This is a genomic window from Halopseudomonas oceani (assembly GCF_002903165.1).
GTDB classification, from domain to species: Bacteria; Pseudomonadota; Gammaproteobacteria; order Pseudomonadales; family Pseudomonadaceae; genus Halopseudomonas; species Halopseudomonas oceani.
The window spans coordinates 14,295-37,566 of sequence record NZ_PPSK01000024.1; the positions used below are offsets into that span (position 1 = coordinate 14,295).

19 protein-coding genes are annotated in these 23,272 nt (G+C 60.8%); 13 read left to right on the plus strand and 6 right to left on the minus strand.

Going from position 1 to position 23,272, the window contains the following annotated elements; genetic code table 11:
• Positions 1 to 62: 62 nt before the first annotated feature.
• A complete protein-coding gene (locus C1949_RS17290) occupies positions 63 to 1,256 on the plus strand; it encodes an alpha/beta fold hydrolase (protein WP_229744495.1) in 1,194 nt (397 codons plus the stop codon).
• Here the strand turns inward: C1949_RS17290 and C1949_RS17295 are convergent.
• The 3 genes from C1949_RS17295 to C1949_RS17305 all read right to left on the minus strand — a co-directional run bounded on the left by C1949_RS17295 (position 1,226) and on the right by C1949_RS17305 (position 5,358).
• Positions 1,226 to 2,554 carry a sensor domain-containing protein gene (locus tag C1949_RS17295; RefSeq protein ID WP_104739671.1) on the minus strand — a complete coding sequence of 443 codons (1,329 nt, stop codon included), beginning with the start codon at positions 2,552 to 2,554 and terminating at the stop codon, positions 1,226 to 1,228. The two genes, C1949_RS17290 and C1949_RS17295, sit on opposite strands and share 31 nt — an antisense overlap.
• Positions 2,555 to 2,782: 228 nt before the next feature.
• The gene (locus tag C1949_RS17300; protein ID WP_104739672.1) at positions 2,783 to 4,744 is read right to left on the minus strand and encodes a methyl-accepting chemotaxis protein; all 1,962 of its coding nucleotides are present in this window, start codon (positions 4,742 to 4,744) and stop codon (positions 2,783 to 2,785) included.
• A 212-nt stretch (positions 4,745 to 4,956) separates the two neighbouring features.
• Positions 4,957 to 5,358, minus strand: a complete 402-nt coding sequence (locus C1949_RS17305) for a hypothetical protein (protein ID WP_104739673.1) — start codon at positions 5,356 to 5,358, stop codon at positions 4,957 to 4,959.
• Positions 5,359 to 5,536: 178 nt separating this feature from the next.
• Between C1949_RS17305 and C1949_RS17310 the strand changes: the two genes are divergently transcribed.
• The 9 genes from C1949_RS17310 to C1949_RS17350 all read left to right on the plus strand — a co-directional run bounded on the left by C1949_RS17310 (position 5,537) and on the right by C1949_RS17350 (position 16,401).
• Positions 5,537 to 6,046, plus strand: a complete 510-nt coding sequence (locus C1949_RS17310; RefSeq protein WP_104739674.1) for a sigma-70 family RNA polymerase sigma factor — start codon at positions 5,537 to 5,539, stop codon at positions 6,044 to 6,046.
• The gene (locus tag C1949_RS17315; RefSeq protein WP_104739675.1) at positions 6,046 to 6,993 is read left to right on the plus strand and encodes a DUF4880 domain-containing protein; all 948 of its coding nucleotides are present in this window, start codon (positions 6,046 to 6,048) and stop codon (positions 6,991 to 6,993) included. Before C1949_RS17310 ends, C1949_RS17315 begins: the two co-directional genes overlap by 1 nt.
• 67 nt (positions 6,994 to 7,060) lie before the next feature.
• On the plus strand, positions 7,061 to 9,481 hold the full coding sequence (locus C1949_RS17320; RefSeq protein ID WP_104739676.1) for a TonB-dependent receptor: 2,421 nt from the start codon (positions 7,061 to 7,063) through the stop codon (positions 9,479 to 9,481).
• A gap of 53 nt (positions 9,482 to 9,534) precedes the next feature.
• Entirely contained in the window at positions 9,535 to 10,446 is a 912-nt protein-coding gene (locus C1949_RS17325; protein WP_104739677.1) for an ABC transporter substrate-binding protein, read from the plus strand.
• Positions 10,443 to 11,432: a FecCD family ABC transporter permease gene (locus tag C1949_RS17330; RefSeq protein ID WP_104739678.1), complete on the plus strand. Its 990-nt coding sequence runs from the start codon at positions 10,443 to 10,445 to the stop codon at positions 11,430 to 11,432. Before C1949_RS17325 ends, C1949_RS17330 begins: the two co-directional genes overlap by 4 nt.
• Positions 11,425 to 12,453, plus strand: a complete 1,029-nt coding sequence (locus tag C1949_RS17335; protein ID WP_104739679.1) for a FecCD family ABC transporter permease — start codon at positions 11,425 to 11,427, stop codon at positions 12,451 to 12,453. The genes C1949_RS17330 and C1949_RS17335 overlap by 8 nt, the downstream gene beginning before the upstream one ends.
• 10 nt (positions 12,454 to 12,463) lie before the next feature.
• A complete protein-coding gene (locus C1949_RS17340) occupies positions 12,464 to 13,255 on the plus strand; it encodes an ABC transporter ATP-binding protein (protein WP_104739680.1) in 792 nt (263 codons plus the stop codon).
• Positions 13,252 to 14,055, plus strand: a complete 804-nt coding sequence (locus C1949_RS17345) for an IucA/IucC family C-terminal-domain containing protein (protein ID WP_104739681.1) — start codon at positions 13,252 to 13,254, stop codon at positions 14,053 to 14,055. The genes C1949_RS17340 and C1949_RS17345 overlap by 4 nt, the downstream gene beginning before the upstream one ends.
• A gap of 63 nt (positions 14,056 to 14,118) precedes the next feature.
• Positions 14,119 to 16,401 (plus strand): OsmC domain/YcaO domain-containing protein, encoded by a 2,283-nt coding sequence (locus C1949_RS17350; protein WP_104739682.1) that lies wholly within the window; start codon positions 14,119 to 14,121, stop codon positions 16,399 to 16,401.
• A gap of 121 nt (positions 16,402 to 16,522) precedes the next feature.
• Here the strand turns inward: C1949_RS17350 and C1949_RS17355 are convergent, their stop codons facing one another.
• On the minus strand, positions 16,523 to 17,329 hold the full coding sequence (locus tag C1949_RS17355; protein ID WP_104739683.1) for a substrate-binding periplasmic protein: 807 nt from the start codon (positions 17,327 to 17,329) through the stop codon (positions 16,523 to 16,525).
• A 101-nt stretch (positions 17,330 to 17,430) separates the two neighbouring features.
• Positions 17,431 to 18,132: an FMN-dependent NADH-azoreductase gene (locus C1949_RS17360; protein ID WP_104739684.1), complete on the minus strand. Its 702-nt coding sequence runs from the start codon at positions 18,130 to 18,132 to the stop codon at positions 17,431 to 17,433.
• A 105-nt stretch (positions 18,133 to 18,237) separates the two neighbouring features.
• Between C1949_RS17360 and gcvA the strand changes: the two genes are divergently transcribed.
• Positions 18,238 to 19,137 carry a transcriptional regulator GcvA gene (gene gcvA, locus C1949_RS17365; RefSeq protein ID WP_104739685.1) on the plus strand — a complete coding sequence of 300 codons (900 nt, stop codon included), beginning with the start codon at positions 18,238 to 18,240 and terminating at the stop codon, positions 19,135 to 19,137.
• 124 nt (positions 19,138 to 19,261) lie between these two features.
• Here gcvA and trpB read toward each other — a convergent pair whose 3' ends face one another.
• The gene (trpB, locus tag C1949_RS17370; protein ID WP_104739686.1) at positions 19,262 to 20,470 is read right to left on the minus strand and encodes a tryptophan synthase subunit beta; all 1,209 of its coding nucleotides are present in this window, start codon (positions 20,468 to 20,470) and stop codon (positions 19,262 to 19,264) included.
• 146 nt (positions 20,471 to 20,616) lie between these two features.
• Here trpB and C1949_RS17375 point away from each other — a divergent pair, with 146 nt between their 5' ends.
• Both C1949_RS17375 and C1949_RS17380 read left to right on the plus strand, forming a co-directional pair.
• Positions 20,617 to 22,239: an alpha/beta hydrolase gene (locus tag C1949_RS17375; protein ID WP_211287203.1), complete on the plus strand. Its 1,623-nt coding sequence runs from the start codon at positions 20,617 to 20,619 to the stop codon at positions 22,237 to 22,239.
• A 192-nt stretch (positions 22,240 to 22,431) separates the two neighbouring features.
• Positions 22,432 to 23,184 (plus strand): class I SAM-dependent DNA methyltransferase, encoded by a 753-nt coding sequence (locus C1949_RS17380; protein ID WP_104739688.1) that lies wholly within the window; start codon positions 22,432 to 22,434, stop codon positions 23,182 to 23,184.
• The last annotated feature ends 88 nt before the right edge of the window (positions 23,185 to 23,272 follow it).

The window sequence follows — 23,272 nt, forward strand, 5'->3', positions numbered from 1 at the left end:
GGCGGGCTCGCTAGGTTGAGGCTTTCCTCGCCTTCATAACGACTAAAACAAGAAGAAGCGCCATGCCCGAATTCAATGCCCGCGCGGTCAGCGATGCTGCCCGCGCCGCGATGCTGGCACAGTTGCCGCCAGGTATTCGCTCCCGCCAGATTAACAACGGCAATGGTTTGAACGTCCACATCCTCGAGGCTGGCTATGAACAGCCCGGGCGAGAATGCGTGTTGTTGCTGCATGGCTTTCCGGAGCTGGCGTTCAGTTGGCGTAAGGTGATGTTGCCGCTGGCGAGAGCCGGATACCACGTGGTGGCTCCCGATCAGCGTGGCTACGGCATGACCGAAGGCGGTGATGCGCGTTACGACGGCGACATCAGCCAGTACGGGTTTCTCAATCTGGTGCGCGACGCGCTGGGGCTGGTGTTTGCGCTGGGCTATGACGCGGTTGCGGCGGTGGTCGGCCACGATATAGGTTCGCCGGTTGCTGGCACTTGCGCACTGACGCGTCCGGACGTGTTCCGCTCGGTGGCATTGATGAGTGCACCCTATCCTGGGCCTGCCAGTTACCGCTTTGATGGGCAGAACGGAGCGTATGCGGCTGCGCAGCTACACGCTGATCTGGCCGCGCTCACCCCGCCGCGGCTGCATTACCAGCGTTATTTCTGCCAGCCCGATGCCAATGCGCACATGCTGGCGTGTGAGCAGGGACTGCACGACTTTCTGCGCGCCTATTTTCACATGAAGAGCGCTGACTGGGCGGGCAATCAGCCCGCGCCTTTGGCGTCTGCCAGCGCTGAAGATCTGGCTAGCATGCCGACTTATTACATCATGGAGCAGAGCAGGACTATCGCCGAAACGGTTGCCGCTGAGATGCCGTCGCAGGCGCAGGTTGAGGCCTGCAACTGGCTGAGCGACGCTGAGCTGGCTGTCTATGCGGCTATCTTTGCTGACACTGGCTTGCAGGGTGGGCTGCAGTGCTATCGCTCTTTGGGCTCGGCCGCCGCGCAGGCGGAGATGCTGCTGTTTGCGGGGCGGCAGATTACGGTGCCATCTTGTTTTATTTCCGGTGCAAGTGACTGGGGTACCTATCAGAGCCCCGGCGCGCTGGAGCTGATGCAGCGCCGTGTGTGCACCGACATGCGCAGCGTCGATCTGGTTGCCGGAGCGGGGCACTGGGTGGAGCAGGAGCAGCCTGCGGTAGTCGCTGAGAAACTGCTAGGCTTCCTCGCGAGTCAGGCTGGGTCATTCGGGAAAAAGGCGTAACCGGCGCCGCCGTTGCGCTTGGCTGCGTACATCGCGTTGTCGGCATGATGCATCAGCTGGCGTTCGCTTTGGCCGTGCTCGGGGTAGACCGCGATGCCGACGCTGGGTGTGCAGGTCAGGGAATGCCCTTCAATCAGGAAGGGCGACCCTAGATTGCTGAGGATCTTTTTCGCCACGCTGGCGGCGTCCTGCCGTTGCCGAATGCTGTCGAGCAAGACTGCAAACTCATCGCCACCCAGACGGCCGCAGCTGTCGGACTCGCGCACGCTCTGGCGCAACCTGACTGCAACCTGTTGCAGCAGGTGGTCGCCAACGGCATGGCCGTAGGTGTCATTGATCTGCTTGAAGCTGTCCAGGTCGAGATACAGCACAGCCAGTTGCCCGCCACCGCGCTGTGCGCGCATCAGGGCGCCCTGCAGGCGATCCATGAACAGCGCGCGATTGGGCAACTGCGTCAGTTGGTCGTGCTGGGCGAGGAAGGAGAGTTTTTCGTGGGCGCGGTGCCGGTTGATGGCCGTGGCCAGTTGACTGGCGACAAAATTCAGAAACTCGGTGTCTCGTGCGTTGAAGTCTGGATTACTCCGCCGACTTTGTACGGTGAGTGCGCCGATGGGGGTACCGTCGTGCAGCAGCGGTACGCAAAGCTGATGCGATTGCCCGCTTTTTTCCGGCTTGGCGGTGGACTGTGGGTGTGAGCGAATCGTTCGCGCCAGTGACGGATAACCGGCAAGTGGAGCAGGCGGAGGCGCCGTCAGACCGTCCCCAGCATGGTATGGAAAGCTCAGTTGATCATGCTCGGCATCATAGAGTGCAACCGAAAAGGCCTGGATTGGCAGCTGCTGGGCTATCAGGCAGTGCATGCGCTGGTAGAGTGCGGGCAGCGTCTCTGCCGAGTGCGCTGCTGCCGACACCGCATACACTGCGGCCTGTCTGGCCTCGGCCTGTTTCCGTGCCGTGATGTCACGGGCGACGCCAACGCGCACCTGTTCAGCCTCGAACCATTGGGTTGACCACATGATGTAGACAATATGGCCCTGTTTGTGGACGTAGCGGTTTTCGTGGTCGCCCGAGGGCTGGCCGGCGGTTATGCGTTCGACGATCTGCCGGGTGGCCTCCCGATCATCCGGGTGCATCAACTCGAAGGTCGTGCGGCCAATCAGTTCTTCCGGCGTATAGCCAAACACCCGTTCGCTGGCTGCGCTAACGGATAAAAAGCGTCCCTCCTTGTTTACGACGCAGACGACATCCAGCAGCAAATCCAATAGCTTGTCGTGGGGAATCAGGGGAGCTGGGATCATGCCGCTCAATATAGTGGCAGAGTGCCTTGGCCTGCTACCGTGCGCTGATGTTTTTTTCGATCATGAACACGGAGCCCTGACAGGGACCGACACAATAATGTGTGCCTGCGCCTGCCGGGCACCGTCTGAGGCTGCCTGGCCACGGGCGGCGTGCGGTCTCGCACGAGAGTCACGGGCTGCATAGGCAATATCAACGGCATGCCCAATGCAACCTGTGCTGATTACCCGTCAGGCGATTTTGAAGCGGCTCACCAGCTGCTGTTGCTGAGCTGCCAGCCGTGCCAGCTCACGGCTGGTGCTCGCTGTCTGCTCTGCACCTGCGCTGACCTGTATCACTAGATCGTTTATGTCGTTGACATTCCGGTTGATCTCTTCTGATACGAGGCTTTGTTCCTCAGCGGCAGACGCGACCTGAATGTTGCGATCGCTGATGCTGGCGATCCCTTCAGCGATGGTTTCCAGCAAGTCGCCAGCCTTGACTACGTTACTGGCACCCGATTCGGCTTTGCTCAGGGTTTCTCTCATGGAGTTGGCTGCGCGATCAGAGCCGCTTTGCAGGTTACTGATCATGTGCTGAATGCTGACAGTGGACTCTTGGGTTTTTTGCGCCAGTTGCCGTACCTCATCGGCCACCACTGCGAAACCGCGTCCCTGATCACCTGCCCGAGCCGCTTCGATAGCGGCATTGAGCGCCAGCAGATTGGTCTGCTCGGCGACGCCACGGATCACGTCGATGACCGAGGAAATGGCGTCGCTCTCTTTCTTCAGTTCCTGAATCAGCTGGGCAGTCTCGGCGGCCTGCGAGGACAGCCCCTGTACCAGCCGGACCGTGTTCACAATCTCCGCCTTGCCTTGCGCGGTTGTATCGTTAACCTGCCGCGACATTTCGGCTGCTTCTGTCGTGCTGCAGGCGACATCGCGTACCGTCGCGCTCATCTGGTTGATAGCAGTGGCAACCTGGTCAGTACCCTGGCGCTGCTGGGCGACGTTCTGGCTGGTTTGCATGGCGACAGATGAGCTTTGCTCAGCCGCTGTCGCTACCTGCGTCGCGGCGCTGCCTATGTCCTGGATCACGTCCCTGATGTGCTGTACCACGTTGTTGAGGTTGGCCGCGATCTTGCCAAACTCGTCGCTGCCTTGGTAACGCGATTGTGCGGTGAGGGCGCGCCCGGCGAGTGCGATCAGGGTGTCATTGAGGTCACTGACGCCTGAATTGATATTGCGAATGATCAGATAAGTCAGTGACGCCACGGCGATAATGACCACCAGCAGGGCTGCCACCGCCAGCCAGACATTTCGGAGTGCGGCCTTGTGGTCTTGAACTGCCAGTTGATTTACCTGCTGGCCAAGCTCCTCCTCGATCCGCCCCATCAGATCAATCCGCTCGGTCGACAGTTTGAACCAGTCCTGAGGCTTCATACCAAGGGCCTCACCAATTGGTGTTTCGACGGCAAGGCGCTGCCGGCTTGCCACTTGCTGTGAGACAGGTAGCTGCATTATCTCTTCGAGTTCGGTTTTCAGTTCCGCCGGGGCGCGGCGTTTGAAGGCATCCAGATAAACGCCAAACTCGCCCAGGTTTTTGCTGAAGCGTGTCAGCAGCTCAACATCGAAGCTGTTCTGCGCGAAAGCCATGCCAAGCAGCGCACGTTCCCGGCCAGCGCGTTCCTTCATTTCGACAAATTCGTTGAGCCCGCTGAGCAGGCGCAGGAGTTCGGGGTCGTTTATGTTCGCTTCTAGGGCCTGTGTGTAGTCGATCAGGAGGTTGATTGTCGCCGTATAGCGAGCCCCTGATTCACGGCCATTAAGGCTCAAGGCGTTAACTTGGTCGCGCAGACCGGGCAGCGTCTCAAGCGCGCGTAATGTTTCAGTCATGAGTGGTGTTTGCTGATTAACCCGCGAGCGCATCTGGCGAATGGCTTCATCGCTGTCGTCGCGAAACGCGCCAAGCTCATCGCGCATGGCGGCGCCACGGCTACTGATGAACACGCCGCTCGCGCCGCGCTCGCGTTGCAGGGTGGTGATCACCTGACTGATTTCCAGTGCCTCAGCGCTGGCCTTGGTGGCTAGACTCATCTCACGCAGCGTTTGGTACTTGTCTGAAGCGTAGATGCTGGAAAAGGCCAGAAAGCCCAACACAGGTAATACCAGTATGAGTAGAAGTTTCGTCCGGAGCGGAATATTGCGGAGCATTGCTTTGCGCCTCGTGTTCTTGCCATGGTGCTGAACACCTAGCACCGTGGTGGTTCCTTGAGTCTTGCGTTCCGAAAACACTAAGTTAAAGCGTAGACCCAGATAGCGATTTCATGGCAACAGTCGCGTATTCAGCGCTTCCTTCCGGCTCGCCGGGTGTATCTGAGTGCCGGGTAGGCGCTATTTAAGCGTCAGTCGACGCTGCTCACAGCTCAGGCGTCGCGTAGCAAGTCCTGGTTGTTCAGCAGCGCGAAGGTAATCTCCGGGTGCGTTTTCAGGCCGCGGCGGATGGCGGCAGGGACGGACTTGCGTGTCTTGCGGCAAAGCCCAGGCTGGGGCAGCAACTGGATGTTGATGCCGTGCACGCTGCGCACTTCGCCAAAGCCGGGGGTGATGACCAGACGAATGCCCAATTGCTGGTACATGCGTAGTTGCAGGTGTTCGAGTTCTTCCAGCGTGGTAATGGCTTCCAGCCGGGCCAGCAGGCGCTTTTCCTCATGCAGGGTCAGCCGCAGGATGCGCGGGTCTGCATTCGCCTGGCCGGCAAGGGTGTCACGGTCGCAATCGCAGGTGCCCGGAGGGCAGGGTTGGCGTGTGGCAGGCGTCGTGGTCATGGCGTATCTGCACTTGGAGGCGTATGGCTATCGTGCTGGGTTCGCACGGCCAGTGCAATGCTGGCGGACAGGTTGAGCAACAGATATGCCTGTTGCATGCACTAACACATTGCAGTCGATGCTATTTGTTAAATACAATCAATCTCATTTGCCCTCATGCCCGCAACCCAGACTGCCTATGACCGACGCCGCGACAGCCAAGCAGCAGAGCCTACATACCCTTTATCGCGATCATCATAGCTGGTTGCAGAACTGGTTGCGTCGCCAGTTGGGTAACACGTGGGATGCAGCCGATCTGAGTCAGGATACCTTCATCCGGGTACTGACAAGCTCGCAGACCGTGGCTGAGATTCGTGAGCCGCGGGCCTATCTGCTGACTGTGGGCAAGCGCCTGCTCAATACGTTTTATGCGCGGCGCAGCCTGGAACAGGCTTACATGGATGCCCTGCAACAGTTGCCGCAGGAGGTAACGCCATCGCCAGAACAGCGTTGGGCGTTGCTGGAAACCCTGCAGGCGCTGGACGAGTTACTGGATGGTTTGCCGCTGGGTGTGCGGCGGGCCTTTCTCTGGAGCCAGCTTGAGGGGGTGGGGTATCGCGAGATTGCTGCGCGGCTGGAGGTCTCCGAGCGCACTGTCAAACGCTACATGGCTCAGGCTTACGAGCACTGCCTGCTGATGGAGCTGTGATGAGCAGGCTGACGCAGGCCGAGCGCAAGGACATTACCCGGGCCGCCGCGCGCTGGCTGGCGCTGCTGGATGCCGAGGACTGCAGTGAGGCGGATCGTGCGCGCCTGGCGCAGTGGCGCAACCGCAGCTCCGAGCATGAGCAGGCCTGGCAGCGGGCATTGCAGCTACGCCAGCGTTTCGCCGTGCTACCTTCGGCGCTGTCGCTGGCCGCGCTGGACCGGCCGGATCTGGGGCGGCGGGTGGCCGTCAAGCGGGTGTTGGGTGTGGGGGCGTTGCTGCCAGCGGCCTGGCTGGTTGGGCGGCAGCTGCCTGTGCAGGAGTGGACTGCAGATGTACACACCGCAACGGGAGAGCAGCAACGTATGCCGCTGACCCAAGGGGTTGAGCTACAGCTCAATACCGGCAGCGCGGTGAATCTGGATTTGGCTGCGCGGCGGCTGATGCTGGTGCGCGGTGAAGTTGCGCTGTATGCCGCAGCCCGCGAGCCGCTGAGTGTCATCTTGCCGCAGGGGGTACTGACCCTGCGCGAGGCCGAGGTTTGCGTGCGACGCTACGATGATCATTGCCGTGTTGCGGTGGCCCGCGGACGGGTGCAACTGGCAGCCGGGGGCGGTGCGAGCGAGTTACTGGACGGTGGCCAGCAGGTGTCGGTGACCGCCACCGGCTTGTCCGATTGGGCGAGCTATGACCCTACGCTGCCTGATTGGCGGAACGGTGTGCTGCTGGCCGACAACCAGCCGTTGGGCGATTTTCTGCGCGAGTTGCGTCGCTATCGACCCGGCGTATTGCGCTGGGATCCGGCGCTGGAGCGCCTGCGCGTCACCGGCAGTTTCCGTGTGGATGACACCGACCAGGTGCTGGCATTGCTGGCTGCCAGTCTGCCTCTGAACGTGCAGACGCGCACGCGCTACTGGGTATCGCTTGAGCCCAGGAAAAAAAATGCCTGAACCCTGTCCCTTTTTTTGCGCTCGTCAGTCAGTAGCGGTGAGAAAGCAAAAAACGAGGATCTGGTTTATGTCTGCAGTATCGACTGAGCGCGCATCGCTGCGCCTGCGTTCATTGTTGCATCTGGGCCTGGTGATGGGCTTGAGTGTCAGCCCGTTGGCCATCTCTACCAGCTACGCGCAGCAGCTGGAACGACGCAGTTACGCGGTGCCCGCGGGCGATCTGGGCGCAGCCCTGACGCGCTTTGCCGGTCAGGCAGGTGTGAGCCTATCGGTTGATCCGGCGCTGATGCAGGGGCACCGCAGTGACGGCCTGTCCGGCAGCTACAGCGTAGAGGAGGGCTTTGCCCGCCTGTTGCAGGGCAGTGGGCTGCAGATCCAGCCGGTCGGTGCTGGTGGTTATACGCTGATACCTGCCCCCGCCCAGGGCGAGGCTCAGGAGATCGCTCCCATCACGGTGGTGGGTGTCAGCCCGCAGTTGGCCGGCGGTGAGCGCTACGCGGGTGGGCAGGTCACCATGCAGACTTCCCAGGGCATGCTCGGCTCACGGGATTTCATGGAAACCCCATTCAGCGCCACGACCTATACCAGTGAAACCGCCCAGAACCAGAATGCCCGCACGCTGCTGGATCTGGTTGCCAACGATCCTTCGGTGCGCTCCACCAATCCGGCAGGCGGGCGCTTCGAGCAGTTCACTATTCGTGGCTTCAGTCTGTTCAACACCGATGTCGCGTTTAATGGCCTGTACGGCATTCTGCCGACCTATTCGATCGACATGGAGATGGCAGACCGGGTCGATATCATCAAGGGCCCCAGTCAGTTGATCAACGGCATCTCGCCTCGTGGCGCAGTCGGGGGTGGCATCAACGTGGTGTCCAAGCGGGCGGCGGATACACCGCTCACCGAGTTTACCGGCAGCTACGCTTCCGACAGCCAGGTCGGCGGGGCGCTGGACATCGGACGGCGTTTTGGCGAGGACAACCGCTTTGGTGTGCGCTTCAACGGTGTGCGCCAGTCTGGTGACACCGAGTGGGACCATCAGCACGTCGACCGCGAAATGGCGGTGCTGGGCCTCGATTACCGTGGTGAACGTCTGCGCCTGGGCGCCGATATCGGTCATACCGAGCGCGATACAGACGCGCCGCAGGAGCGGGTTCTTATCGGTGCGGCGGCGCCGATCCCGGACGTTGACCGGGTCAATGATAACTACGCCCAGGCCTGGAGCAAGGCGCGCACCGAAGATACCTTTGCCGCGCTCAGTGGCGAGTACGATATCAGTGATGATCTGCTGTTCTATGGCGCGGCTGGCGTGCGTGAGAGCAATCACGACTTCCTGCGTCACAATGTGTCGATCATCAACGAGGCGGGTGATTTCAACGTTCAGCCCCGCGACTTCACCCGTGATGAAAGTGTCCGCACCGCCACCGCTGGTTTACGCAGCTGGTTGCAGACCGGACCCGTCAGCCATGAGGTGAATCTGGCTGCCAGCTATTTCTACATGGATTTCACTAACGGCGGCGCACGCTACGCCACCGCCCCCAGCAATCTGTACGACCCGGTCCCTACGCCTGTGCCAGGGGTCCCCACCCGTATCGATAACGAGGTCTACACCGAGAACCGATTCAGCGGTGTGGCGCTGGCCGACACCCTGGGCTTCATGGATGACCGTCTGCTGGTGACCCTGGGCGCGCGCTGGCAGCGGGTGAAGGTAGATGACTGGACCAACGACATCAAAGGTGCCACCGCTTACGACGAGGAAAAGGTATCGCCTTCGGTAGGTGTGGTGTATCGGTTTGCGCCGGAAGTGTCGATCTACGCCAACTACATGGAAGGCTTGAGCCAGGGCAAGATCGCTCCCTCTACCTCGATCAACGAGGATCAAATCTTCCCGCCGTTTGTCAGCCGCCAGGTGGAACTGGGTGCCAAGTACGACCGGGGTGATTTTGGCTTAACCGTGAGTGCCTTCCGTATCCGCCAGCCGGCTTACGAGACTGACGCCGTCACCCGGGTATTCGGGCCTAACGGCAAACGTGAAAATCGCGGGATTGAGTTGAGTACCTTCGGCGAGCCCTGGGAGGGTGTGCGTCTGCTCGGCGGATTGATGTACATCGACAGCGAATTGACCGCGACCAACGACCCGGCGGTGGATGGTAATCGCGCGCCTGCTACGCCCGAGTACAGCGTCAATCTGGGCGCCGAGTGGGATGTGCCGTCAATGCACGGTTTGACCCTGACCGCGCGCGGTATTCACTCCAGCTCGCAGTACCTTGATCAAGCCAACAGCAAGAAGATCGACGGCTGGGAACGCTTTGATCTGGGCGCCCGCTATGCCTTTGAGGCCGCTGGCAAGAACGTGACCCTGCGGGCCAGCGTTGAGAATGTTCTGGATGATCGCTCCTGGATCTCTGCTGGTGCCTCCGACGACAGTGCCGCCGGCCTGACCCTGTCGAGCCCGCGTACCTATCTGTTCTCCGCGACCCTGGGTTTCTGAGATGGCAGGGCGCGATTACTGTGCCGCGTGCGGCGCAACGCAATGAGGTGCGCGTGAGTCGGTGCGAGCAAACCGCGCTGTCCCGGCGCAGGCTTCTGCGCCTGTCGTTGGGACTGCTGTTGCTGCCCTTGCCGGTGGCCGGGCGTGCGGCCGAGCTGCGCGTGGTGACCTTGTTTCAGGGGGCGACAGACAGTGCCGTGGCGTTGGGGGTGACGCCCTGTGCTGTGGTTGACTCCTGGAGTGAACGGCCGACCTATCGTTATCTGCGTCCGGCGCTCTCCGGTGTCGCCCACGTGGGGCTGGAGACCCAGCCCAGCCTGGAAGACATCGCCCTGCTGCAGCCTGATGTGATTGTCGCCTCGCGCTTTCGGCATGCGCGCATAGCGCCATTGTTGGCGCGCATGGGGCAATTGGTGATGCTCGATGAGGTCTTTGAGTTCAAACAGACCCTGCAGACGATGGGTGTGGCCCTGCAGCGCGAGGCCCAGGCGCAGCGGTTGCTGGCGCATTGGCAGCGGCGTATCGGGCAACTGCGGCGTCGTCTGCAATCGGTGTTTGGACCGCAGTGGCCGCTTACCGTCTCGGTTCTGGACATCAGAGAGGACCACATTCGCAGCTATTTGCCGGACAGCTTCGCTGGCCTGGTGCTGAGTGAATTGGGCTTTGTCTGGAACTCGACCGCACGCGCCGCCAGCGGCACCTCGTTGAAGCTCGCCAGTCGCGAAAGTCTGCCAGTGGTGGATGCCGCGCTGTTTGTGGTGTTCCAGCGCCGTACCAGTGCGGTAGCCGAGCAACAGTACCAGCGGTTGCTGGCACACCCGCTTTGGCAGCAGTTGCAGGCTCCTCGACAAGGGCGTGTCTGGACTGTGGACGGCGTGCCATGGAGCCTGTCCGGCGGCATTCTCGGCGCCAGTCTGATGCTCGACGACATCGAGCAGCAACTGCGTGTGCTGGAGGGGATGTGACCCTCACTCTGAAGCTATCGATCCTGTTGCTGGCGCTGCTTGTCAGCATGCTGCTTAGTCTCATGGCCGGTCCGCTGTGGTTGCCGCCCGAAGCCCTGCTGACGGCGCTCTGGCCGGGACAGGTTCACGATCCTTTGCAGCAGTTGGTGGCAGGTGCGCGCCTGACGCGTACGTTGACAGGTGTTGTTGTGGGCGCAGGACTGGCGGTCGCCGGAGCGCTGATGCAGGCACTGACGCGTAATCCGATGGCCTCGCCCGGACTGTTTGGCATTAACGCCGGGGCGAGCTTTGCGATCATCTTGCTCGTCGCGCTGCTGGGCGTGCAGGATCCGCGTCTGTGGCTCTGGTGTGCGCTTGGCGGCGCCGCTTTGGCCGGTACCCTGGTCTGGCTGATTGGAATGCGGGGGCAGGGCGCGCTGAACCCACTACGGATGGTACTGGCTGGTGCTGCGTTGACGGCGTTGTTCTCGGCTTTTAGCCAGGCATTGCTGGTGGTTGATCAGCAGGGGCTGGATACCGTGCTGTTCTGGCTCGCCGGCTCGCTGGCCGAGCGCGAGCTGAATACTGCCGCGCCGCTGCTGCTGGGTATGTTGTTGGCGCTGGTCTGCGCCTGCTTGCTGGCCGCTCAGGTAAATGTACTCAGTGCCGGACACAGCATCGCGGTTGCGCTGGGGCAGCGCGTTGGCGTGCTACAGCTAGGTCTGGCAGGCCTGATCATCTGTCTGGCCGGCAGCGCTGTGGCATTGGCTGGCAGCATCGGCTTTGTCGGCTTACTGGTGCCGCACATGGTTCGGCGTTGGCTGAGCAGCGATCACCGCTGGTTGCTGCCCGGTTGTGCACTGGCTGGCGGCAGCCTGCTGCTGCTGGCGGATGTGGCAGCGCGACTGGTGATTCTGCCGCAACAGGTGCCGGTCGGCGTGATGACTGCGCTGTGCGGAGCGCCGCTGTTCATTGCACTGGTACGCAGGGCGCAGCAGCATGGCTAGCCTGACGCTGCGCTGGCGCCGCTTCTCGCGCCGTTGCTCGCCTTCCGGATTGCGCCGCCTGCTGCTGGTGATTGTGCTCGGCCTGTTGGTGGTGCTGGGCGCCATCGCAGTGGGACGGGTTGTGTTTTCTCCCTGGCAGCCGCTGGCGCTGCTGATGGGGCAGGGCGAGCCTGGGCCGGTGTTTATCGTGCAACAGTTGCGTTTGCCGCGCCTGTTGCTCGCGGCCCTGGTCGGTGCTGCGCTGGCGCTGTCCGGGCTGATTTTGCAGAGTCTGGTCCGTAACCCGCTGGCGTCTCCGGATCTTTTGGGAATTACCGGTGGTGCGAGTGCCGGAGCGGTGCTCTATCTGGCCTTGTTGGCGCCGATATGGGGAAGTGACTGGCTTCCGCTGGCGGCGATTCTCGGCGCTATTCTGGCTGCTCTGGTCGTCTATCTTCTGGCCTGGCGGCAGGGTGTCAGCCCGCTGCGGCTGGTGCTGGTGGGCGTGGGTGTAACGGCCCTGGCGGCAGCTCTGACCACGTTCACACTGGTTTTCAGCCCCCTGACCACGACGCTTTCGGCTTATGTCTGGCTGACTGGCAGCGTCTATGGCGCCACTGGCGAGCAGGCGGCGGCACTGGCCTGGTGTCTGCTGCTGGTGCTATTGCCGCTGGTGCCGTTGGCCCGCACCGTGCCGGTACAGCAACTCGACGATGACGCCGCCCGGGGCCTTGGCGTGCGCCTGCAGTGGGTGCGCGCCGGGCTGTTGCTGGTCAGTGTCGGGCTGGCCGGTGCGGCGGTCGCCTGGGGCGGTGCGATGGCGTTTGTTGGGCTGATTGCACCGCATATGGCCCGCCGGCTGATCGGCGGGGCATTTGTCATGCAGGCCATCATGGCTGGGCTGCTGGGCGGCCTGCTGGTCGTGCTCGCCGATCTGGTTGGGCGCACGTTATTTCTGCCACTGGATTTACCGGCCGGCATTTTTGTCGCGGTGCTCGGCGCGCCGTATTTTCTCTATTTACTGCTGCGTCAGACGCATTGAGGAGCAACACATGGCCACCTTGGCGACTCGAGATCTGACTCTGGGTTACGCACGTCAGACGATCATTGAGCAACTGGCGTTGCAGTTGCCGCCGGGTAAGGTATCCGTGTTGATCGGCAGCAATGGCTGTGGCAAGAGCACGCTGCTCAAGGCGCTGGCCCGCTTGCTGGCGCCGCGTGCCGGGGCTGTGGTGCTGAACGGGCAGGATATCCGCGAGCGGCCGACGGCACAGGTCGCCCGCGAGTTGGCGATACTGCCGCAGACTCCGCAGGCCCCGGAAGGTATCAGTGTGCGGCAACTGGTGGCGCTGGGGCGTCACCCTCACCAGAGCTGGTGGCAGCAATGGTCACCGGAGGATGAGGCCAAGGTTGAGCGCGCTATGGCGCTGACCGGCGTGGCCACGCTGGCGGATCGCCCGGTGGATGATTTGTCCGGCGGGCAGCGTCAGCGCGTCTGGATTGCCATGACGCTGGCGCAGGATACTGACCTGTTGCTGCTGGACGAGCCCACCACCTATCTCGACCTGGCCCATCAGATCGATATTCTGGATCTGTTGCGCGTGCTTAATCGTGAGCAGGGCAAGACCGTGATCATGGTCTTGCACGATCTGAATCTGGCCAGTCGTTACGCCGATCATATGGTGGCAGTGCACCGGCGCACTGCCTACGCGCAGGGCGCGCCAGCGCAAATATTGAACGAGGCGCTGGTGCGTGAGGTGTTTGGTCTGGAGTGTCGCATTATTGCCGATCCGTTCTTCGGCACGCCGATGTGTGTGCCGTTTGGGCGGCAGGTGCCACAGTGAGCTGGCGTGCGGCTTTCAGTGCGCAGGATTGGGCTCAACTCTATGGGCCCTTGCAGCTGCGTGTGCTTGAGGAAGGCGAACATCCAGACGCGTTGCCGCCACGCGCGCTGTTCGAACCGCGCCGTTGTGACGCATTGCTGGCTCAGCTGGGGCCTGTGATCGGTGCACCCACCCCGGCGATCACTGCCTCGCTGCTGGTTAAGCGCTTTGCTTTTTTGGCCACGGGAGCCAGCCTGTATGCAATGTCGGCGTGCAACCGCGGATTGCAGCTGACGCCTGATAACTGTCTGCTGGACTACCAGCATGATGGCAGGCGCTGGGTGTCTGTCATGCCAGTGTCTGAACAGGCCGTCCTGACCGCGCCGGTTTCTGAAGCAGCTCGCGAGGTTTGGCGTGCAGAGGTCGTGCGCGGCCTGTTTGCCAACCTGCTGGCGCCGCTGCTAGAAAGCCTGCACCAGAGTAGCGGTATCGCCCGGCGCATTCTCTGGGATAACACGGCCGCACGGGTGTACTCGCTGTATGAAAAACGCATGGGGCACCTGGCTGATCCGCAGTCGCGTGCACGTGTACAGGCCGACTTTGACTGGCTGCTTGGTGACGCGCCAGCGGCTCTGTTTGGTCTAACCTACAATCCGCTGCAGCACTTTCGCCGCGCGCCAACGCAGTTGCCGGATGGTCGCTGTATCCGCTTTCGGCGCACCTGCTGCTTCTACTACCAGGCCAGTGACCCTGTGGAGTACTGCACTGCCTGCCCCCTGCTCAGACCGAAGCGGGCGCGCCGGTCAGCCGACGGGACATGACATCATCGACAAAAACCGGATAATGGCCGGCCAGTCAATTCGCCCTCAAACGCCGGTGCCCGCATGGAAATCAAGGTCAACTTTCTCGACAACCTCCGACTTGAAGCCAAATTCGATGACTTCACGGTGGTGGCTGACCAGCCGATTCGCTACAAGGGCGATGGCTCCGCGCCGGGGCCGTTTGATTACTTTCTGGCGTCGTCGGCGCTGTGCGCGGCGTATTTTGTCAAACTCTACTGCAACACCCGCAACATCCCGACCGACAACATTCGCCTGTCGCAGAACAACATCGTTGACCCGGAAGACCGTTACAAGCAGATCTTCAAAATTCAGGTTGAGTTGCCCGCTGATATTTCCGAGAAGGATCGACTGGGTATCCTGCGCTCGATCGAGCGCTGCACGGTCAAGAAGGTAGTGCAGACCGGCCCGGACTTTGTCATCGAAGAGGTCGAAAATCTGGACGCCGACGCCCAGTCTTTGCTGATGCCGGTGCAGACCGATGGCGAGGGCACGCGGATTCTCGGCAAGGACCTGCCGCTGGAACAGACCATCGCCAACATGTCCGGCATCCTGGCCGGACTGGGCATGAAAATCGAAATCGCCTCCTGGCGCAATATCGTGCCCAACGTCTGGTCGCTGCATATTCGTGACGCCCAGTCGCCGCTGTGTTTCACCAACGGCAAGGGTGCGACCAAGGAAGCGGCGCTGGCCTCGGCACTGGGCGAGTTCATCGAGCGGCTGAACTGCAACTTCTTCTATAACGACCAGTTTTGGGGCGAAGACATCGCCAATGCCGAGTTCGTCCACTATCCGAACGAGCGCTGGTTCAAGATCGGACGCAATGACGCGCTGCCCGTGGGGTTGCTCGATTCCTATTGTCTGGCGATCTACAACCCGGAAGGCGAACTGCGCGGCTCGCACCTGATCGACACCAACTCCGGCAATGCCGAGCGTGGGATCTGTGCGCTGCCGTTCGTGCGGCAGTCTGACGGCAAGGAGGTGTACTTTCCCTCCAACTTGATCGAAAACCTTTTCCTCAGCAACGGTATGAGCGCGGGTAACACGCTGGCCGAGGCGCAGGTGCAGTGTTTGTCGGAGATCTTCGAGCGGGCGGTCAAGCGCGAGATTCTGGAAGGTGAGCTGGCGCTGCCGGATGTGCCGGATTCTGTGCTGGCGAAGTATCCGGGCATTGTTGCCGGCATCAAGGGGCTTGAAGAGCAGGGCTTCCCGGTGCTGGTCAAGGACGCCTCGCTCGGCGGCCGCTTCCCGGTCATGTGCGTGACGCTGATGAATCCGCGCACTGGCGGTGTGTTTGCCTCCTTCGGTGCGCATCCGAGCCTTGAGGTGGCGCTGGAACGCAGCCTCACCGAGCTGCTGCAGGGGCGCAGCTTCGAAGGTCTCAACGATCTGCCGCCGCCGACCTTTGAAAGCCAGGCGGTGACTGAACCGAACAACTTTGTCGAGCACTTTATCGACTCCAGCGGCGTGGTGTCCTGGCGCTTCTTCAGTGCCAAGTCGGACTACGACTTTGTCGAGTGGGACTTCTCCTGCGAGGGCGCAAACTCCAACCAGCAGGAAGCGGACACCCTGTTCGGCATCCTCAAGGACATCGGCAAGGAAGCCTATATGGCGACCTACACCGATCTGGGTGCCAACGCCTGCCGGATTCTGGTGCCGGACTACTCCGAGATTTATCCGGTCGAGGATCTGATCTGGGATAACACCAATAAGGCGCTGCTGTTCCGCGCCGATATTCTCAATCTGCACAGCCTGAGTGATGAGCAGTTGCAGGGGCTGGTCGAGAAGCTGGAAGAAAGCGAACTGGACGATTACACCGACATCAAGACGCTGATCGGCATCGAGTTCGACGACAACACCACCTGGGGCCAGCTGACCATTCTTGAGCTGAAGTTGCTGATCTACCTGGCGCTGGAGCGCTTTGAGGACGCCAAGGAACAGGTTGAAGCCTTCCTGCAGTTCAACGACAACACCGTCGAGCGCGGGCTTTTCTATCAGGCGCTCAACGTGGTGCTGGAGGTACTGTTGGATGAGGAACTGGAGCTGGCCGATTTTGAGCCCAACTTCCGCCGCATGTTCGGTAACGAGCGCATGGATGCGGTGATCGGTTCGGTGGAAGGTGATGTGCGCTTCTACGGCCTGACCCCGACCAGCATGAAGCTGGAAGGGCTGGATCGCCATCTACGCCTGATCGACAGCTACAAGAAACTCCACGCTGCGCGGGCAAAAGCGGCGGCCAGCGTTGTGCGCAACGACAGTGAGGCCTCAGCCCAGGCGCCTATCCAACCCACCCGTCCGCGGTCAGCAGGCTGGCGCAAGAAGTCATAGGGCCGAGGATGCGGAAGGGGGCCCTGCCATGGTCTTTCGTCAACGCAAAATGCCAGGCGGATGTCGGGTCGCACTGCGTTCGGCGTGTTTCACCGATGATCGCAGTGCAGCAGCGTTGGCTTCAGGGTCTCAGGTAGCGATTGACTATGCGCTGATAGCTGCCATCGTTCACCAGTTCCCTTAGCGCGGCTGCGTAAGCCCTGACGAAACTGAGGTCGTTGGAGCGTTTGCTGAAAGCGACCTCTGCCGCTTCATCGGAAACGACCACATTGGTCGGAGTGATGACGCCACTCAAGCCCATTTGCTGGATCTCCCAGGCCCCGGTGTGTTCATCGGCGATGATGCCGTCAATGCGACCCTTGTTAATCATGTTCCATAGGCTGGGTCGGCTATTGACCAGGACAACACTGCTTGCATAGCGAGGGTTGCTCATCAGGAGCTCATAGTCGGGTCCGTATGCTACGTCGATTTGAGCGCCTAGCCGAAACGGCAGGTTCGACAGGTCGGTCAGGCGCTGTATCGGCCATTGCTCGATAGTGCTCCTGCGGGAGAACAGGATGTTGCGGGAAGCCGGCAGTATCTGTCCTGAGAAGTGTGCGTAGGCTTCGCGTTCGGGGCAGCGGAATGCACCGGGCAGGATGTCTAGCCGACCGAGTTCAAGCTCCTTCAGGGCGCGTGCCCAGGGCAGCTTGCGCAGCCTCGACTGGCAGCCCAGTCGCGTCAGCGCAGCCTGATTCAATTCGACGTAGATACCGCCGACATTCCCGTCAGGCAGCTCCATGCTGAGCGGTGGATCGTCATTCCAGCGCAGCTTCTTCTCGCAAATGGGATCAGCATGCGCGGCCGAGCTGGCCAGTAATACCAGCGCCAGCACCAGCCTGCGATAGCATGTGTGCGGTGTGCCCTGCAGGATTGAAGTCCAATGCATCCGTTGCTCGGCTCTTGCTGTTTGACTTGTGCAGTCTAACAGTTGCGCCCCCCTGGTCGAAAAGGGGGCTGAACGGACAAATTACGCTGTGCCTGGCTGCCTCAGGCGGGCGTCGCTAGCTCTGCTGGCTGCAGGGCGGATTGCAGTTTTAGCACCAGCGCATCGACCGCCGCATTGGCCTGGGCGACCGAGCTGGCGAGCACGTCGCCACCGATTTCCTGCCCTTCAATGGCGATCTGGTGGATTTGCGTGATGCCCATAAACCCCAGGGCTGTGATCAGGGCGGGCTCCAGGTGGTTGAGTGCTTCCATCTGGCCACCGGGGCCAAAGCCGACACCGCCCCGTGCGCTGAGAATGACCGCGTGGCGCGGGCGGTCAGCCAGCAGCGGGGTGTACGGATCTTCCGGGTTGCTGGTGTCGATATCCACGGTCTTGCCCGGGCGTACAACCTGATCGATCCACGCCTTCAACGCGGCGGGCATGCTGAAGTTATACATCGGCACACCAATGACCAGAATGTCGGCTGCGATCAACTCGTCAGCGAGTTGGTTACTTTCTGCCAGCGTCTGGTGCATCCAAGGCTCGCGCTGCGCTTCGGGCGTGAAGCTGGCTGCGATCAAGTCGTGGTTGATGCAGGCGGGTGGGTGTTGCCCGATGTCACGGTAGGTGGTTGTGTCCTGCGGACGCTGTGCCAGCCACTGGCTGACAAAACGGTGGCTGAGACTGCGGCTGTGTGAGCCGTGCAGGTCCTTGCCGGCGAAGCCGGGACGGGCGCTGACGTCCAGTTGAAGAATGTGCGACATGTGTTTTCTCCTGAAGTTGAATTCATCTGAACACTTAGGCTACGGTCGAGGATAGATGGCGACAAACGATGAATATTTTGATGTTCAGCTGAAAGGAACTCATCTATGGTGCAGCGTAAATTACCGCGGCTATCTGCGCTCCGGGCATTCGAGGCTGCGGCTCGGCATGAGAGCGCCAAGCGGGCGGCGGAAGAACTATCGGTTACTGCCACGGCGATCAGTCATCAGGTACGCTCGCTGGAGGAGTCACTCGGCGTTGCGTTATTCGTGCGCAAACCGCGCAAGTTGGAGCTGACCGCCCAGGGGCGCGAGCTGAAGGATGTGCTGGAGAATGCGTTCGATAACATCAGTACGGCCGTTGAACGCTTGCGCAACAGACCGCAGCGGCAGGCCATCACGCTAAGCACGACGCCGGTCATCGCCTCGCGCTGGTTGCTGTCCTGGGTCTGTATGCTGCGCGAAACCCACCCGAACATCGACTTGCGCATTCATGCCTCGCACGAGGCGGTGGCACTGGACGGCGTCACGGCGGATATTGCCATTCGCTATGGCGATGGTCGCTGGCCGGGACTGGTAGCCGAGAAGCTACTGGAAAATACCTTCGTGCCTGCCTGCAGCCCACTGCTTGGCGTGCGTGACGTGGCGGACTTGCCGAACCATCCGTTGATCCACTTCCACAGTCCATCGGTTGGCTCCGGGCCGATTGATTGGGCGGGCTGGCAGAAACTGGCGAAAGTGCCAGGGTTGGATGTCAGTGCCGGACTGGTATTCTCGGACGAGACCCACGCGGTCTCTGCTGCAGTCGGTGCGCAGGGTGTGGCGCTGATGAGCCGCGAACTGATCGAAGATGAGCTGGCCGCTGGGCGTCTGGTGCAGCCGTTCGGGCCTGAGATCAAGGGCAAGGCGTTTTATCTGGTCTACCCGGAAAATCGCAAGAACGAGCCAACGATTCAGGCGGTAAGGGATTGGGTGATGGCGGTGCCGGGCGGGGTGTGCACCCTGTGAATCCTGACTGCGTTTGACCGTGAGTCTGCTGGCGGACACGCTGCGCTTAGTCCGCCCTACGGCTGGGCTGCGGGTAGGGTGGACGAAGCCAAAGGCGTGTCCACCGAGACCCTCTCTCTAGCGCTTACAGCCCCAGCTTCTGCGCGACGTAGTCAGCGTCCTTATCACCACGGCCGGACAGATTCACCAGAATGTGGCTGTCCTTCGGCAGCTTCGGCGCTTCGCGCATGGCCCAGGCCACAGCATGCGCGCTTTCCAGTGCGGGAATGATGCCCTCGGTACGCGACAGGGTCATAAAGGCATCCAGACACTCCTGGTCGGTAACCGACTGGTAGTCGACGCGACCGATATCTTTCAGGTAGCTGTGTTGCGGGCCAACACCGGGGTAGTCCAGGCCTGAGGCGATAGAGTGCACGGCAGAGGGGTTGCCTTGCTCGTCTTCCAGCACGTAACAGGCCATGCCGTGCAGTTCTCCCGGCTTGCCGACCGACATGGTGGCGGCGTGGCGGCCGACCTTGTCCAGACCCTCGCCAGCAGGCTCCACGCCCACCAAATGCACGGCCTCGTCGTTCAGGAAGGCGGTAAACATGCCCATGGCGTTGGAGCCGCCACCAACGCAGGCAGCAACGTGATCAGGCAGGCGGTTGTACTTGGCGAGGAATTGCTCGCGTGACTCGTTGCCGATGATCGACTGGAAATCGCGCACCATCTTCGGGAACGGGTGCGGGCCGACCACCGACCCAATGGCATAGATATAGTCCGTCGGGTTTTTCAGGTATTCCTCAAAGGCGCTGTCGACCGCCTCTTTCAGGGTGGCCGCACCGCGGGTGACCGGTACCAGTTTGCAGCCGAGAATGCGCATCTTGGTAACATTCGGGTGTTCTTTCTCGATATCCACCTTACCCATGTGAATCTCGCAGGGAATGCCTACCAGCGCGCAGGCGGTGGCCAGCGCCACACCGTGCTGGCCGGCGCCAGTCTCGGCGATCACTTTCTTCTTGCCCATGAACTTGGCCAGCAGCGCTTCACCCAGGCAGTGATTGATCTTGTGCGCGCCGGTGTGGTTCAGGTCTTCACGCTTGAGATGAATCTGCGCGCCGCCGAGCTTTTCCGACAGCCGCCTGGCGTGGAAGATCGGGCTCGGGCGGCCGACGTAATCGGCAAACAGACTGGCCAGCTCCTGTTGAAAGTCTTCGCGCTGACGGATCTCTTCGTATGCGGCGTCGATATCATCCATTGCCTGCTTCAGCTCCGGCGGTACCAGCTGACCACCATAGGGGCCGAAGTAGCCGTTGGCATCGGGCATGGCGGCAAAACGCGAGTCTTGGGGCATGGTCTGGGTTTCCTTACAGAATAGATGGGTATTAAGGCCGGGCTGTAGTTTAACCAGTGTGGCAGGGTGCTGCATCTGAACTGCGCCACCGACAGCGGCTAATGGTTGATTTTGACGCTCTGCGGGCACCCATTCGGGTGGCAATAATGGGTCCGGCGCAGGTGGCAGTATCAGGTGTGATGATAAAGTGCCATTTCGTTTGCATCTCTATTATGCTCGGCCTGCGCAGGAGCTGCGCAGGAACCAAAAATTATAAAAACAAACATTGGAGGTTTACCTTGCCAACAGCTTATTGGCAGCGGACAGCACTGTCCGTAGCACTTTCGACGTTCATGTTGACCGGTTGTTTGAGTGGCGGCGGTGGTGGAGGCGGTGGTGGAAGTTCATCTCCTGCCCAGCCCGGAGCAGCGACGCGTGTGCACGATAGCCGAACATTTACCGCAGAACTCCCTGTCACTCTCCCTTCCGCGCTGCAAGGCAGTCAGATTTACTTCGGTAAATATGACGCTCTGCAAGGCGAAGCGATTTATGCCGTCGAGGTGCCAAATAACTGGGATGGGCGCGGCGTGATCATGTGGACGCACGGCTATGCAGGCACTGGGGCAGAGCTGGATGTGCCAATGCCGAGCGACGGTTGGCGTGAGGCTGTCATCAATGCCGGCTACGCCTGGGCTGCATCCTCCTACTCGGCTAACTGGTACGACGCCCGGGCAGGTATTGAAGATACCAACAAGCTGGCGTTGAACTTTGTGGATTACGTTGAGCGTGACTACAGCCAGCGCTTGGATACGCCTAGTCAGTACCTGATTTCCGGCATATCGATGGGGGGGCATATCGCCGCTGCGGCGGTGGACCGTGAAAATCTTGAGCGCACGCTGTTTCAGGTGCCATACGCGGGTGCAGCTCCCTTCTGCCAGTCAGATCAGAACGAGTTTCAATGGTTGGGTGATTACACCCGGCTGATGTTGCAGATCGCTGGTTATGACGAGGAAGATTATCCGCAGTTTCGTGATCTCGCCGGGACCTTTGAACCGTATTTTACAATCGAAAGAATCGCCACTGCCGGGCCGATGGTGACTGCGTTGTTTAATACCTACCCAGGTGGTAGCCCAAACTGGGGGTCGCCCAAAAACCCTGACGGGCAGCGTTTGATCGATATTGCCCGAAACCTGACTGGTGGTGAACGCCCCGTTTTCGCTCAAGGTTTTAACTTCATCTTTAACGATGTCGTTTTGGGTACTGGCGGTTCCGACGGCACCGTAAATGGCATCCTGGCTAGCAATATCTACGATAACCAGACACGGGTCTACCGTTGGACAGATGATCCGACGCCTACTCCAGAAGAAGAGTTGTTCAACCAGAATGTGCCGAGGCTGAGTGCTGACCCGAATGCCAACCCGCTGCGTGATGATGGCGTGCGCTGGATTCCGCTGGTTAACGGTGACTTCGACGTACCGGTGCTGACCATGCACACGTTGGGTGACTTCTACGTACCGTTCCGCCATCAACAGCTCTATCTTGAACGTGCCATCGACAATGGCAACGATGATCTGCTGGTGCAGCGTGCCATCAGAGCGCAGAGCCATTGCGACTTTTCGGCTGGCGAGTACAGCGCCGCCATTACCGACTGGCTCACTTGGGTGAACGGTGGTTCCAAGCCTGCCGGCGACGATGTGCTGGACCCGGTGGCGATTGCTGATGCGGACTACGGATGCAGGTTTACCGTTGGTGTGCGCTCTGGGGTGCCTGCCTGTACGCCTCCCCCGTGACGGAACCGGTTATGACCGCGTTGCTGTCATAACCACTACCTCGACTGCGCCACCAGTGCGCAGTCGATTCCTCTTTATCCACACCTCTGCAAGATGTTTGCTGGCTCATCGCCCCGGCATTCGCCGAATTCTCGGTGACTTTTCACCGCGCCGATATATGATGCGCCACCGTAACTGACGCCTCAGGTCATCATGTCCCACAACGCCATTTATACCGACCTGTCCGGTTACTACGACCTGATGTGCGCGGATATCGACTATCAGGCGCAAAGCCAGTGTGTTCAGCGTGTTCATCAGTTGTTCGGCAATGGCGGCAAACGCCACCTGGATCTGGCCTGCGGCACCGGCCCGCATGTGCGCCACTTCCTCGACGCGGGCTTTCAGAGCAGCGGGCTGGATATCAACCAGCCGATGCTGGATCTAGCGCATCAGCGCTGCCCTGAGGCGTCGTTCTCGCTACAGGATATGTGTGGTTTTCGGGCTGATCAGCCGCTTGATCTGGTGACCTGTTTTCTTTACTCCATCCACTACAGCGGTAGCGTCGACCGGCTGCGCGCGTGTATCGCCCGTGTCCATGCTGCACTAGTCGATGGCGGGGTGTTTTGCTTTAACGCGGTGGACAAGAGCCAGATCGACAACAGCTCCTTCGTCTCGCACACCGCCCATCAGGACGGCGCCGAGTTTCGCTTCAGCTCTGGCTGGTATTACGCCGGAGAGGGCGAGCAGCAACGCCTGCGCCTGCGTATCGAACGTACCGACGGCGGTGGTATCCAGCTCTGGAAGGACGAACACCCGATGGTCGCCGTGACCTTTGCTCAGTTGATCGAGTTACTGGAGCCGTATTTTGAGGTGCAGGTGCTGGAGCATGACTACCAGCGGCTCTCGGCCTGGGGAGGAGTGTCGGGGAATGTGCTGGTGGTGGGGGTGAAGCGATCAGCACTGTGAGGGCGCCGATCATTGTTTAGCGGAGCTGGTAGAACTTCATCCGGCCGCTTCACGCTCAGCCTGCACCGTAGATCTATCTCAATCAGCC